General features: G+C 58.3%; 12 protein-coding genes. 5 read left to right on the top strand and 7 right to left on the bottom strand.

Features of this window, described 5'->3' with window-relative positions:
* The first annotated feature begins 13 nt into the window (after positions 1-13).
* The 4 genes from trkA to AB4N80_RS04845 all read left to right on the top strand — a co-directional run bounded on the left by trkA (position 14) and on the right by AB4N80_RS04845 (position 3,977).
* The gene (trkA, locus tag AB4N80_RS04860; RefSeq protein ID WP_460080938.1) at positions 14-1,387 is read left to right on the top strand and encodes a Trk system potassium transporter TrkA; all 1,374 of its coding nucleotides are present in this window, start codon (positions 14-16) and stop codon (positions 1,385-1,387) included.
* A 210-nt stretch (positions 1,388-1,597) separates the two neighbouring features.
* Positions 1,598-1,909 (top strand): tetratricopeptide repeat protein, encoded by a 312-nt coding sequence (locus tag AB4N80_RS04855; RefSeq protein WP_354335943.1) that lies wholly within the window; start codon positions 1,598-1,600, stop codon positions 1,907-1,909.
* Between the two features lie 657 nt (positions 1,910-2,566).
* On the top strand, positions 2,567-3,508 hold the full coding sequence (locus AB4N80_RS04850; protein ID WP_354335942.1) for a lipid II-degrading bacteriocin: 942 nt from the start codon (positions 2,567-2,569) through the stop codon (positions 3,506-3,508).
* 55 nt (positions 3,509-3,563) lie between these two features.
* Positions 3,564-3,977 (top strand): hypothetical protein, encoded by a 414-nt coding sequence (locus AB4N80_RS04845; protein WP_163006806.1) that lies wholly within the window; start codon positions 3,564-3,566, stop codon positions 3,975-3,977.
* 51 nt (positions 3,978-4,028) lie between these two features.
* On the opposite strand, the gene AB4N80_RS04840 is transcribed toward AB4N80_RS04845, so the two are convergent.
* From AB4N80_RS04840 to AB4N80_RS04810, 7 genes are all read right to left on the bottom strand, one after another.
* On the bottom strand, positions 4,029-4,391 hold the full coding sequence (locus tag AB4N80_RS04840; protein WP_122567747.1) for a DUF6124 family protein: 363 nt from the start codon (positions 4,389-4,391) through the stop codon (positions 4,029-4,031).
* 527 nt (positions 4,392-4,918) lie between these two features.
* Positions 4,919-7,879 carry a bpX6 domain-containing protein gene (locus tag AB4N80_RS04835; protein ID WP_122567748.1) on the bottom strand — a complete coding sequence of 987 codons (2,961 nt, stop codon included), beginning with the start codon at positions 7,877-7,879 and terminating at the stop codon, positions 4,919-4,921.
* The gene (locus AB4N80_RS04830) at positions 7,866-9,695 is read right to left on the bottom strand and encodes a hypothetical protein (RefSeq protein WP_460080932.1); all 1,830 of its coding nucleotides are present in this window, start codon (positions 9,693-9,695) and stop codon (positions 7,866-7,868) included. Before AB4N80_RS04830 ends, AB4N80_RS04835 begins: the two co-directional genes overlap by 14 nt.
* The gene (locus tag AB4N80_RS04825) at positions 9,695-10,141 is read right to left on the bottom strand and encodes a bpX5 domain-containing protein (RefSeq protein WP_460080930.1); all 447 of its coding nucleotides are present in this window, start codon (positions 10,139-10,141) and stop codon (positions 9,695-9,697) included. The genes AB4N80_RS04830 and AB4N80_RS04825 overlap by 1 nt, the downstream gene beginning before the upstream one ends.
* Entirely contained in the window at positions 10,138-11,259 is a 1,122-nt protein-coding gene (locus tag AB4N80_RS04820) for an AAA family ATPase (protein WP_043042332.1), read from the bottom strand. Before AB4N80_RS04820 ends, AB4N80_RS04825 begins: the two co-directional genes overlap by 4 nt.
* A gap of 349 nt (positions 11,260-11,608) precedes the next feature.
* Positions 11,609-12,220, bottom strand: a complete 612-nt coding sequence (locus tag AB4N80_RS04815; protein ID WP_122567751.1) for a hypothetical protein — start codon at positions 12,218-12,220, stop codon at positions 11,609-11,611.
* 89 nt (positions 12,221-12,309) lie between these two features.
* The gene (locus AB4N80_RS04810; protein WP_240998496.1) at positions 12,310-13,155 is read right to left on the bottom strand and encodes a deaminase; all 846 of its coding nucleotides are present in this window, start codon (positions 13,153-13,155) and stop codon (positions 12,310-12,312) included.
* Positions 13,156-13,289: 134 nt separating this feature from the next.
* Here AB4N80_RS04810 and AB4N80_RS04805 point away from each other — a divergent pair, with 134 nt between their 5' ends.
* Positions 13,290-13,703 (top strand): hypothetical protein, encoded by a 414-nt coding sequence (locus tag AB4N80_RS04805; RefSeq protein WP_460080925.1) that lies wholly within the window; start codon positions 13,290-13,292, stop codon positions 13,701-13,703.
* Positions 13,704-13,833 lie beyond the last annotated feature (130 nt).

Genomic DNA, 13,833 nt, shown 5'->3' with positions numbered 1-13,833 from the left:
TAGGAGTGACTGGATGAAAATCATCATCCTCGGCGCAGGACAGGTCGGCGGTTCGCTGGCGGAACATCTGGCCAGCGAGGCCAACGACATCACCGTGGTCGACACCGACGGCGAACGCCTGCGCGACCTCGGCGACCGTCTCGACATCCGCACCGTGCAAGGTCGCGGGTCGTTGCCGACGGTGCTGCGCCAGGCCGGTGCCGACGACGCCGACATGCTCGTGGCCGTGACCAACAGCGATGAAACCAACATGGTCGCCTGCCAGGTCGCCCACACGTTGTTCCACACCCCGACCAAGATCGCCCGGGTGCGTGAAGCGGCCTACCTGACCCGCGCCGACCTGTTCGACAACGAAGCGATCCCGGTGGACGTGCTGATCAGCCCCGAGCAGGTGGTGACCAACTACATCAAGCGCCTGATCGAACATCCCGGCGCCTTGCAAGTGATCGACTTTGCCGAAGGCAAGGCGCAACTGGTGGCGGTCAAGGCCTACTACGGCGGGCCGCTGGTGGGCCAGCAACTGCGCCAGTTGCGCGAGCACATGCCGAATGTGGAAACCCGGGTCGCGGCGATCTTCCGCCGTGACCGGCCGATCCTGCCCCAGGGCGACACGGTGATCGAAGCCGACGACGAAGTCTTCTTCATCGCCGCCAAAGCGAATATTCGCGCGGTCATGAGTGAAATGCGCCGCCTCGATGAGAACTACAAACGCATCGTCATCGCCGGCGGCGGTCAAATCGGCGAGCGCCTGGCCGAAGCCATCGAAAGCCGCTACCAGGTCAAGATCATCGAGATGAGCCCGGCGCGCTGCCGCTACCTCTCCGACACCCTCGACAGCACCGTGGTGCTGCAAGGCAGTGCCTCGGACCGCGACCTGTTGCTGGAAGAAAACATCGCCGACGCCGACATCTTCCTGGCCCTGACCAACGACGACGAAGCCAACATCATGTCGTCGCTATTGGCCAAGCGCCTGGGGGCGAAGAAGGTCATGACCATCATCAACAACCCGGCCTACGTCGACCTGATCCAGGGCGGCGACATCGACATCGCCATCAGCCCGCAGCTGGCAACCATCGGCACCTTGCTGGCCCACGTGCGCCGCGGCGACATCGTCAGCGTCCACTCCCTGCGCCGCGGCGCGGCCGAAGCCATTGAAGCGATCGCCCACGGCGACGCCAAATCCAGCAAAGTGATCGGCAAAGCCATCCGCGACATCGGCCTGCCGCCAGGCACCACCATCGGCGCGATCATCCGCGACGAACAAGTCCTGATCGCCCACGACGACACCGCCATCCAGACCGGCGACCATGTGATCCTGTTCCTGGTGGACAAAAAGCACATTCGCGATGTCGAGAAGTTGTTCCATGTAGGGTTGAGCTTCTTCTAACCCCCACCGTACTGATCATTCCCACGCTCCGCGTGGGAATGCAGCCCGGGACGCTCCGCGTCCCCCCAAGCGCCGAACGCAGTCTGTTGGAGATCTGTGGGATATCTGTGGGGAGATCTGTGGGGAGATCTGTGGGAGCAAGGCTTGCCCGCGATTCCTATCGACCGCCCAACCAATCAACCCCTGACACAACCGATAAGGACGCCCCCCATGCTCGACTCCCTGGAAAAAATGCTCGCCAAGGGCGTGGATAACTCCCTACTGCGCTTCGGCCTGGGCAAAGGCTACCTAGACCTAGGCGAATTCCCCCGAGCAGCCGAACACCTCCAACGCTGCGTCGAATTCGACCCCAAGTATTCAGCAGCCTGGAAACTCCTGGGCAAGGCCCACCAAGGCCAAGGCGACGCCGCTGCAGCCCGCCAAGCCTGGCAACAAGGCCTGGAAGCCGCCCGAGCCCACGGCGACAAACAGGCCGAAAAAGAAATGACCGTGTTCCTCAAGAAGCTGGATCGCCACCCCTGACTTCACACAAAACTGCTTTTGTGGCGAGGGAGCTTGCTCCCGCTTGAGTGCGCAGCACTCACAAAAAAGCCCACCCAATCCACTGCCGATCCGCTAAAAGCTCAGCCGGCGCAAAATCTGTGGGAGCAAAGCTTGCTCGCGATAGCGGTAGACCAGCCAAACCAGTTGTCGACTGACCTGCCCCAATCGCGAGCAAGCTTTGCTCCCACAGGTTTGTGGCTGAACTGATCGGCACTCCCCGCTCTCCCAGTCCAGTAAAAATGAAATGATTTGAACCCAATCCGCTTGTTGTAGTGACGTACTGGTCAGCATTGAGGCGCAGGTCAACGGCGGTATCGGCCCGCAACGCACCCTCTCGACATTGATCATCAAGACCTGACTGGAAACACACATGTCCGAAATTACCCAAATGATCATTGCTCTTTGGAGGCGGGTTGTTCCTGAAACGGCGGCGGTTTGAGCAGATTAGCTGAACGGGGAAGGGAACGTATTTAATATTAGAAACAATTCGTCCCCTTATTCCCAAAGTCCTGTAGTCCATCTCCTAAGCTGTCATTGAGGTATTGAGCCTCCTACATCTCCGTGCTTAATTAGAAATCCAGACAAGGAGTTCTGGTCGCAGGACATTTAACTTTACGATCAAAAGGAGTTGAACTCATGAAGCAGAACGGAATTGACTTACCCCCGACTCAGGTCAATGGTACGTGGCGTGGCTCTTCAGGAGGATATTGGTCCACGGACGGTATCATCATTGATGGTACTTATATATTTCCGCCGCCTCAGCCAGACGTACTAACAGAAGATGATGACTTTTACATAACTGATCTTATAAAAACTCAAACCGGGCTGGACGACTTCACTTTCAACCTTAAAATTCTCGACAAAGCTATAAATCAAAAAAACGCTTATGGTGCAATAAAAGACATATGGCAAATTGTCGAGCGGGAACGCGGCTGGGTAGCTCCGTACTGGCGTATAAATGACGTACTCTTCAAAAATAAAGCTATTTGCTTTAGTTTGGCTGATGCGCTTGAGAGAAGCGGTTTTACGTCGAGGGAAGCTATTATAGCCATCGCCCACTCAAAATACGCCCGCAGTACAACATTCAAATTGGAAACACCAAAATTATCTGGAGGCACATTCAGCCCGGTTAAAGCATTAGCGCACTATTTATGGGGGAAGGGAGAGAAACTTGAAGTCGATATAAATACTATTGGTTTACAAATAAGAGAGCACAAGCTTTCATTATTGAAGCAGACTATCGAAAGCACCAAGTCACCGGGCACGTATCATCTGGTGGACCCAAAGGTGGCTTACGATACCGGCAAAGACAGTCTTATCAGTGGTGCCTACCTTGGGCGAATCACGCTCCGTGTTGAGGGTGATTTCACTCGCAACCAAGATACATCCTGGCAGTTTATGGGAACAGTCAAAGCCTACCATGACTTTTATGACTTCAATAAAAGCGATAGACCGCTCGCGCTTGAGCAACTTACTACCGCTGGCAGAGCCCTGCCGGGAAGGGGATATGAAATAAACATTTCGGGCGAGCATAAAATTCACTTGATAGGAAAGGGCTTTCAAACTCCCAACTTCTAAACGGTATTGCCATGGCATTGGGTAGCACTGATGCTATGGCGCAAGGACAAAAAGCATGAAGATAAAACATTCATTGTGTTTTTATTTGGTAAGTCTCTCCGCTACCCCAATAATTGGTGGCTACAATTTATACACTAATTTCGAAAATAATTTGTATGCGGCCGAACATGACACTATTGCTATCCCTTTTACAGCAGTTATTGGTACGCTTCTCATGTCTTTGCTGGTTCTAGTGCTGCAGCGACCTTATCGGTTAAGAAAATCAAGCAACATGCCCAGCACCCTCCTTACAAAAACTGCAAGCATTCTCGCCACCATCGTAACGGCAGTCTTATTGCTTAATAATCTGATCTACTGGTTACACCCAAATCATTTGCCCACGTTTCTAATATTTTTAACGGCTTCCTATTGTTATGTTTATTATCAGCTGCAGCTTTATGGCATTAAAAAAGCCGATTTCTGCGGATAGAAGAACCAAAACCCGACGCAAAACGTCGGGTTTTTCGTTGAGGAATAAATCCTACTGCCGCGGCTCCACGTTATCCAACACCCGATTCGCCAGCAACGAACTCAGCTCAATCAACTGCTGAATCCCCTGCGCCACATGGCGCCTCGATCCCTCCAGATCAAACGCCAAGTCACTCACCATCGCATCAGCCGATGCCAACGTCTCAGTGAGGTTGGCAAGCAAACATTCGTTATCGAGGCCTTTCACGACGGCGTATAGCTGCCCCGGTTTGGGCTCGTCTTTGGATTTATCCGGTTTCGGTAGCAAGTAATGATCGAGCACCCGTTTGGTGGTTTCGTCTTGCTGCTTGGCTTTGGATTTTGCGGATTTTGAAGTGGAATCTGCCTCTGGCGGATTCGGGGTAATTTTGAACATAGGTATGTCTTCTCAGTTAGGCCGCAACCATTTCGCTACTAAACGATGGGGTGGCGGCTGTGCGCAGGTTAGTAGACCGGTGACATACCTAAAACCGGCGCGCCCGAGGGCGCCATGCGCACAGCCACCATCGAGTGCAGGCGAATGCCTAACTGATGAGACTCATGCAACCGGATGTCATCCGGGCTACTAAACCCGACCACTGATGGGCAGTGGCAGGAAGACAATAAAACCCAGGGACAAGGCGCACAAGCGGGCGGATTCTGGCGTAGTTGTAGGCAAAGGCGCAAGGATGCGTAGCTTGATAGTGGGGTGTAGGTGAGGGCTGTAGGAGAGAGGTTTTTTGGCGATGCGGGTGGGGTGTTCTGCGCTGGAACTGGGGTGATTTCATCGCGAGCAAGCTCGGCTCTCACAGGGGATTGGGGGTGTTGCGGATGTTTTGTTCGCCACCGCCCGGTGTGGGAGCGAGCTGGAACTCGCGATAGCTATCTGGCGAAAAAAATGTCGGATCAGTTAAGTGGATCTCCTCACTGCACCGACAGAGTTCGAGTCATAGAGCTGGTTGTGTCGATATGCAACAGCCGGCCCTGATTGTCGAAAATTACCCATTCATTGCCCACGCAACGCAGCTGCGCTTCATGCAGCGGCCAATGCAGGACGACGCATAGCCGGTCACTGTGGCGGTGGATGAAGTGCCAGCGTGCGTCATCGTCGCCGGCTGCATAGCAGACCACCAGCCACTGCTCGAACGAGTAGATGTGCAATGGATCGGTAAGCGCTTGAATCAGACCGGGCAAGGGATAGCGCTTGCTCGTGCCGCTCTCGTATGCCATCAGCATGGGGTCGCTGTCGGCGGGGTGCTCGATCCAGAACTCAGTGGTCCGGCCTGCTGCGTTATACACCTGCCAACTGTGCTCCTGACGCCGCGCGGGCATGGATTCGCGGCTGAGCAATCGGCGGTCGGGCAGGCGGTAATGCCAGAGCTGGAAATTGTGTGGAGTGTCCAGCAATAAGGATTCGTTGCGCTCGTCGTCCCGAAGGAAGCCAATCTGCCCGGGCAGATCTCCGACGTGCCAGAGTGTCTCGAACCGGCGATCCACATCCACGACGCGCAATTGCGAGCCTCGGCCGACGGTCCAGGCGGTGCCGTCGAAATGCTTGGCGAAGGCGTCCAGCATCAGCACGCCCAGATCGCTGGCGCTGCGATTGACCAGATCCAGTTTGCAGATGCGCCAGACGTCGCCGCGACGCGCCAGCGCCAGCGCGACCTGTCGGCTGTGGCCCAGCACGAGGGTCTGAGCGGGCACCGGAAAGTGAAAGGCCGTCTTGCCGCTAGCTTCGACCACCGATGCGCCAGCTTCGCCCAGTGCCAGGAGGTAGCGTCCGTCAGTCAGGGGCACGGCATCGCACAGCGTCCGGTTGCCCCTTTCTGGCGCCGTGAACGACAAGGGGGTGCTTGCCCGCTCAAGGCCCTGATTAAGAAGTTTGTTCTTGGGCAGGGCGCTGCCAGGCAGGTCCGCTTGTAGCAGTTTGTCCTTGCTCATTTTTACCAGCGCTTGAAGCTGATTCTGGGTGAGATGAGCGTGTGGCCCGGCCTGATCACAGATCATCGCCCGCACGGTCGCGGCAGCCAGCCAGGCCAGCGCGGGACTATGGGCCTTGTGCGTCAGCAGCGCCTGGGCCAGTGTGGCGCGTTCCATGACCCGCTCGGGGTCGTCGCGCAGTTTTTCGACCCAGGTTTCGTATGTCGAGAGGGTGTCGGGAAGCAGGATAGCCCGTTTCACCAGCGCGCCGATCGCCAGGCTACCTCCTGCGGCCTCGGCGGCCAGCAGCCATTGCGTGGCGCGTTCGTGCTCTGCGGGCAGACTCCAGATCACATCCACCGCCTGCAACCACAACCCTTTTTCGGTCAGGGCCAGCGCCCATTCCAGACGCAGGCGCGTGGCGGCTTCCGGCCATTTCTTTTCGAGCAGGATGACGGCATCGGCGAACGCGTTGTCGCGCCGCGCGACTTGCAACGCTCGCTGCCAATCCCCTGCCAGGCACAGCATACGCACGATGGTCGAGGTGGGCATGTCCCAGGCCAGCGCAAGGTCAGCCGCCTGTTGATAGCGCTGGTGCTTTTCCAGATAGTCGAGCGCTTCCTGTCGTGCCCTCAACAGTTCGGCCAGGACAAACACGGCTTCCTCGATACGTCCCTCGCGATCCAGTCGCTCAAAAGACTGCCGGTAGACTTGCTTGAGGTGGGTTTCAAGATCTGCCTCAAACAGCATGCTGGTGCGAGGCCCTGAATGCTGGGTGAGCGCCAGATCCTGGCGCCTGCTGGGTGTGCCGAAGGCTTGACCTGCGTTGCCCTGGCCGCCGCCCAGCGGAATGGCGTGGCGCAGTGCTTCTTCCAGATCGCCGTTTTCGAACATTTCCAGCATGCGTTGCATGTAAGCGGCCTGTCGCTTTCCGTAAAGCGCTGACAAGCGTGAATTCTGAGTCAGGCGCGTCAGCCAGCGCCGCCACCTGGCCGGGCCACGTGGCTGGCCCGACGCCCGTGGCGGCACGGACGGCTTTGATGGTCGGGCAGCATTGGCGGTAGCGGAAGGAGGCGTGTTGCTTGCTGCCGAGTGTGTGCCATTGCGCCGCGTCCAGGCACGCACGGCCATCAGTATCAGGGTGAAGAGCGCCGCGCCGATGACCGTCCAAACCAAGACACTGCCCAGATCGAATGTGGAGGGATCCACAGGGCGCGGCGGCTTGGCTCTCTCTGCAGCAGGGGTAGCGGTCGGCAACTGCGGACCGTTAAGGGATAGAAATTGGTAAAGGCCAATACCCACGGCCAGCGCAATTAAACCTAGCAGGCCGTTTTTCAACTCGCCGGTACTATGCCGGTTGTTCGCCGTGCCTGGCGTGTGACGCGCCGCAGTTACGCCAGGCGTGGCGGCCTGACGCTGGCGCTCCAGCAGAGCTTGCATCACCGCCTCCCGCTCGGGGCTGACCGGCGCAAGCGAGTCACCCAGGATTTCCCGTATGTCGGTCTGTACTGCCAGAGGGTCGGCTTGTGGTTCCGGCAATACGTCTTGGCAGTCGTAAGTGTCGAGTAGCGCGTACTGGCTGACGTCGATCCATTGACCGGGGGCCAGCGCAGTGGCGTCGCGCAGGTGCAGGGCATTGACCTGCGTGCCGCGTACCAGCCAGACATCGGCGTGGGCCAGGCGCTGCATTTCTTCAGGACTCAACCGGGCTGAGCAAAGCGTTCGGCCTTGGCGAATCAGTGGCCAACCCGCGAGCCCTTCACAAAGCATGGCGCGTGCCTTGGGAATGCGCAGCAGGTCGCCGTCGGCAAAGCGTTCGGCCCTGGCGTCGGTTTGCCAGTGGGTGAGTATCAGCCGCGCCCGTTCCTGCTCGCTGAAGCGCTCGACGGGGAACCACAGCGCCTCGATCGGTTGATAACCGCTGAGTGCCGGACGGCGAATAATGACGGCATCAGGTCCGGACATGGGTGTTGTCCTCCGATTGCGTTTGTGCCTGATTGCACATGACCTGCAACACCATGCGCTCGTCCCGGACCGCATACACCACCAGTTCCCGAGCCTTGGTCAGGGCGGCGACCAGCCGGCTCATCGGGCAAAAGTTGATCCTGGCAATGGTCTCGTTGGTGGTGAACAGCACACGTTGCTCACCCCCGCAGTACAGGGCGACGGTCTGCTGGTCGGGGCCGAGCAGGACCATGGACAGCGCCTCGTCCTCCCCAATCAACAACCCCAGGCCTTTCCAGCCGGGTGCCAGATCGATCTGTCTGGTCTGAAGGTCCGGAGCCACCATCTGCCACTGCTGCTGCCCGTCGACCAGGCGCATCCACGCGCAACCGTGGAAGGCGCGCTCCCAGCATGGACTTGCCGGGAACAGAACCTGATCGATGTCCTTCGTCGTGCCGACCACATGGCCTGTGGACTGGCTGATCCAGGAATTGAGCCGGTGGACGTACAATCGACCTGCATCATGGCGCAGATAGGCCAGCGTATTGCGATCGACCTGCGCCATGCCCAGCACCTTATCGGCTATCGAGTGGGTGACACCGGGCTGGTGCGGGGTGGGCAGCTTGCCGTTGTCGACCACCCAGAAGGCCAGATGACCTTTATTGTCGAGCAGGAAAACCCTGCCGTAGGTGCCGTTGTGCAACCACACCATGGGCAGCAGGGTGGCAGTGCCCGGGGGCATCTGCAGTTGCTCACGCCCGGGCCGGGCAACGGGATTGAGGCCAGGCATGTTCCAAAAGATCAGTTGCTTGTCGAGGCTCAGGATCGCACCGGGCATGCGGCCCGGGAACGTGATCGCCAGCGGCGTGCTGCGGTTATTCCAGAGCGTGCGGCGAACATCGAGCGGCTTTTTCTGCCGGGGAGCCGGAAGCTTGATCACCACAAGCCCAGGCTCGTCGAGCAGTTTCAGGGCGACATGGAAGCCGCTGCTGGCAATGATCGGGGCCAGCGTCAGCGCAACCCTTGGAATGAGGGACTTGACCGCGGTGAGAGCCATCTGTCGCGCGATGTCGAACTCGCCCTTGATCAATTGCAAGGCAGGGCGCTGGTCGGGGTTGGGCAGGGCAACTTGTCGGGTGGCCCGGTCTTGCAGCGCGACCATCAGGCTGCGGCCATCGAGGCTGCGCTGTATCTGGACCCGATGAGTGCAGGAGCGGGCGTCGGTGGCGGGCAGCCGTTGGCCGACGATCCAGCGTTCGCCGCTGTCGTAATCCTGCTCCGACAGCCAGGCGCGCCAGGTGTGCCAGTGCTCATCGCCGACGGTCTGGTACGTGCGGGCGTCGAGCAGTTGCTTCAAATGCGCTGCGCTCTTGAACGCCTGCAACTGTGGCGCGTTTTGCAGGATACCCCAGCGCAGCTCGGCCCCGGCTTCGCTGGCACGGCGGGCGAGCAGGATCAGCAGCGCCAGGTGCACCAGTCGCGGCCCGCCCAGTTGCAGCGGGCCGGCGTCGAACAGCACAACGATCATGCGGTTGGCCTGATGAGTGCGATATTGCGGTGCCAGGAACAGATGTTCGCCCACTGCCGCCCTGCGCAGAAATTCGTCGGGTAGCTCATCGGCCAGCAACCACTCGCTGGCCAATAGTCGTTCATACGGACCACGGCGTTGCAGATCGCCAAGGCCGTCGGGTTCGGGTACGCCGCCCTGCTGCATGCCACGCAAGGGGCCTAGCAGCGGATTGAGGCGTGCGAACAGATCCGCCAGCAATGGCAGCTGTTCGGGGGGAAACCATTGCAGCCAATCTCGCCAGGGTTGCAGGGATTGCGGTAATTGCATCAGCGACCTGCCCACTCATCCTGAATGCGTTGTAGATGCCGAGTCGTGACGGGCAGGCATCGGTCGAGCGGCACCACTACCCTGGGGGCATGCCACAGCAGCAGTGGCGCGCGCGTGAATCTGCCGAGCAGCGCTTGCCCCATCAGGTCCAGCGGTACGTCGGGTTCCCAACTGGTGGGCAGCCAGAGGCCGGGTGCGGCGGGCTCGGTGCAGGCGTAATCGACGCCCTCGACCCACGGCAGGTTATCGGCATTGCCCGTGACGATCAGCACGTCACGGTTGGCAGTGGCTTGCAGGTGCGCGGTCTGGTCTTCGGGCATGCGCAGCAGCCGTGCGTGCAGGCGCGCCGCGACTTCGCCCCAGGCCACGGCAGCCTGTGGTTGACCGGGTTCGCGCCGCACTCGCCAGTTCCAGTCGATGACAGTGGCGGCGACCATGTTCGTCATGCCTGGGTTGTCAGCAGATGGGCCACTTGTCCGCGGGCCTCATGCAGACGCTGGGGAATGGTCTGGCTGTTGAAGTTGGCATCGATTTCGCGCAACAGTGCTTCCAGCAACGGGCTGGCAGGCGGTTCGCTGCGCCCCAGGTAATCCTCTGCCGTTTCAAGCAGACGATGCAGGCGAGCCATCGGTTGCAGCGTCGCTTCCTCGACGGCACTGAACAGATGGCTGTTGCTGCACTGGGCAAAAAGATCCTGCAACACCTCACGGCCGTGTTGCTGGATTTCCCGGGTCGGCAGCACGTAAAGCAGCGGCCAGAGGTCGGCTTCGCTGGCTTCCAGATGCCCGCGCAGCAAAGCCGCCGCTGCGATCAGGCGCTGGGATTTGACGATACGTCGGTCGGAGAGCTGTATACCGGCCTCCCGCAACCGGCGGATGGCCTGGGCCAGCGCTGGCCGCACCTGTGACAAATCGACGTCCTTGAGCGCGTGGCCCAGCGTGTCGAGCTGGGTCAGCCCCAGCAGTTGCGGAACCGGGCGCTGCTCCGACTGCCAGCCGCCAGCCAGCATCGCTTCGAGCTGGTTGTCGGGTACTGCGTCCACGAACAGGTGCAGCAAAAAGCGGTCGCCAAAGGCCGCCAGCGATTCGTCGTCGGGCAGGCCGTTCGCCGCTGCGACACAGACGCGCAAGGGGCACTGGACCTGGGTGTGGCCACGGCGGAAACGTCGTTCGTTGAGCACGCCAAGCAGAGTATTGAGGATGGCCGTCGAGCCCAGGAACACTTCATCCAGAAACACAATGTCGGCTTCAGGCAGCATGCCGCTGATATCGGTTTCAACCGTGCCTTCACGCAGCTTCTTCAGATCGACCGTGCCAAACAATTCCGAAGGCTCGGTGAAGCGGCCCAGCAGGTACTCGAAGTAGCGACCGCCCATGGATTGCGCCACCCGACGTACCACGGCACTTTTCGCCGTGCCGGGCGGGCCCACCACCAGAATGTGTTCCTGGGCGACAGCCGCCAGTACGATCAGCTCGGCCAACTGCTCGCGACCGACCAAGCCCTCGGTGGCTGCGCGAACGGCGTGACGGATCTGACTGGCGGCGAGATCGAGCGAAGCGGACATGGGGCATCTTCCTTGAGTCTGGAGGGCATATCTTGCCTGAAGGAGAGGGCGAACTGGCAAGTTCATCGGCATGCGATGCGCAAGCTTGAGGTTGTATGCGTCAGCCTTTGCTGGGGATTTTATGGGGTATTTATGAGGAGGCGGCGGATTGAGGAGGTTGGCGGAAGGGAAAAACGGGCAGATTCGCCCCGTGGCGAGGGAGCTTGCTCCCGCTTGAGTGCGAAGCACTCATAAAAAAGCCCACCTCGTTTTCAATACCAGTCCGCCAAGCAGCCAGCACACACAAAACTCTGGGGCGAGAGGGCTCATCCCGAGGTGCCTGAGTCAGAAAAATAGGCAACCCTTACCGCTATTGATCTGAATCGCCGAGCTGGCGTCGCTTTTTGTGAAGCGCCTTTAGTACCGCATCAATGTGCCAGGTTTCCGGTCCGATAGTAATGGCACCTTGCGGGTCTGCTTGTAGCTTGATGTCTGTCGCGATGCCTTCGATGTTGAGCAGTCGCTGCACATCCTCAAGGTGCCTGCGTTTGCCTGTAAACCACCGTCGGCCGGCCACCGAAAGAAGCGAAAAGCTGTCCGGGTAGGAACACTCCAGTTTCTGCCGAAGGTTGATCAGTGCCGCTTTGCTCTCTCTAGAAAATGCCGGCATCAGTACATAACTTTCACCTGCTGCTGCACGAAGGTCGTCTTTGTCTCGCAGATACTCCTCAATGCTGAAGCAACTAGCTACCGTCTCAAGCGCACCGGATCTGACCTCTACCAAGTGGGCATTGACGCCTACATAGCAATACTCGGTCTTACCATGCACCACACAGTCCTCGGTGTTGCAGCGAATTATCCAGTAGTCGCCATTCGGAGAAAGCTCGCAAGACTGGATAACAAATCGTTCCGGACCGCCGTCTCTGACCGACTCTTTATGGAGGTCGAGGACGATTGCACTGGCCTGTTGTGCGGATAACATCTGTCGGTTCTCAAATCAAAATTTCATGAATCAAGATACAAGGTCTGAGCGAAAGGCATTGATCAGAATAATTCGTTCCCTTATTCCCGTTAATGAGGGCTATAAACGAATGGGAAATCTGCCTCGTAGATACCTCGTGCCGCTCGCACCGCGAACGGCTGTGTGATGGGCCGCACATCGCTTAACTCCCATGCGAGCCAGCCCTCCGAAAAACGGCTTGCGCATGCGGCTTGCACATCTGCGACTTCGAATGGGCGAACTGTTTTTACACGCACGATTGCAACAGCAATACCTTCGTCTTCATCACCATCGGTGTGAAGAAATCGCCCATTTTCAACAACCAAAAGATCTTCGTAAGGATTCAGGTGGGGATGCCAGCGGCGGACTTCTAGCATTTTCTCTCCGGAAGCGATCTTGCTTCCATTAGGCCGAACAATTGATAAGGCTTTCATGGTCTTTTGCTGGTGTTCCGGCTGCCTGCGGTGCAAATAAGGCCCCATATCCCGGCGAGCCTGGCCTCCGAGCAAGCCCACGGTGACCTCTATCCCCGCTTGTCGAAGAATGGCGATACCTGCTCCGGCATTGCGTGGATCTGGATCCAGTATCGAGACATGCACGCGTGTAACCCCCGCGCTGATCAACGCCAGGGCGCATGAAGGCGTCCGACCGGCAAATGAGCAAGGTTCCAGGGTGACGTAGGCCGTCATATCGTCGAGGCCTTGCGCCAGTTGCGAAAGCGCCATTGCTTCTGCGTGATGTTGTCCCGGCGATTGCGTATAGCCGTTGGCGACAATGGAACCGTGACGCACGATGACACACCCTACAGGTGGATTCGGCAGGCAATCAGGCATTGCGCGTCTGCCTTGATCAATAGCTTGGCTCATGAAAAAGCGATCTGTATCGGAGAAAGCATTGTTCTTGCCGGGAAGCGACATACCTGGATCCTTGGTAGCGACAAAACCCGGTCAGGATACAGCGCTGAGCCCTATGATGCAGGGGCCTGAGGCACCATAGGTTTCTAGGAATCCAGCAACTCGACGCAGCTCGCAAACCAAATCAGGAAGAATGAATGCCTTCTCATCGCCGCCTCAGTAGTGTCTGTCAAAGTATTGCGCACCATGCCGCGAGCAGTTTGTCGTACGTACACCCACATCTGTTGCAAGCACTTAAAGCAACCGGGGAGCCGATCGCGATGGTGGATCTACTGAGTGCGACCCCATACCCGAAGGAGCTTCGCAGTCATCCCCATCTTCCCACCGCCCTCTCTTCATTACGTGATCGTTTTGAGCAGATTTTGAAATCTGAAGGATTTTTAATATCCGACCTTAACGAGGCCAAACTATTCTTCAAACCTGATGGCCAATACAGCGGCGAATATTGTTGCGAATGCCATGCAAAGTTGCTCCACTCAAGCGGCCGTAAATACTTTACAGCGGTCAATTGCATGGGTAAATCTATTGTTCCCCAACTTGCCAATATCTGACCCAACCCCCTCCGGTAATGTCCTCAATCCAGTGAAAAGCGAGCTTAGCCGGAATACGCCGAGGATGATCTAGCTTCTGATCATCTAGATCGTATTGGGGACGACCATGAAACGATTCGTTGAGGACGAG

The organism is Pseudomonas sp. H3_A02 (assembly GCF_054671965.1).
This window is presented reverse-complemented; position numbering and strand designations above follow the sequence as displayed.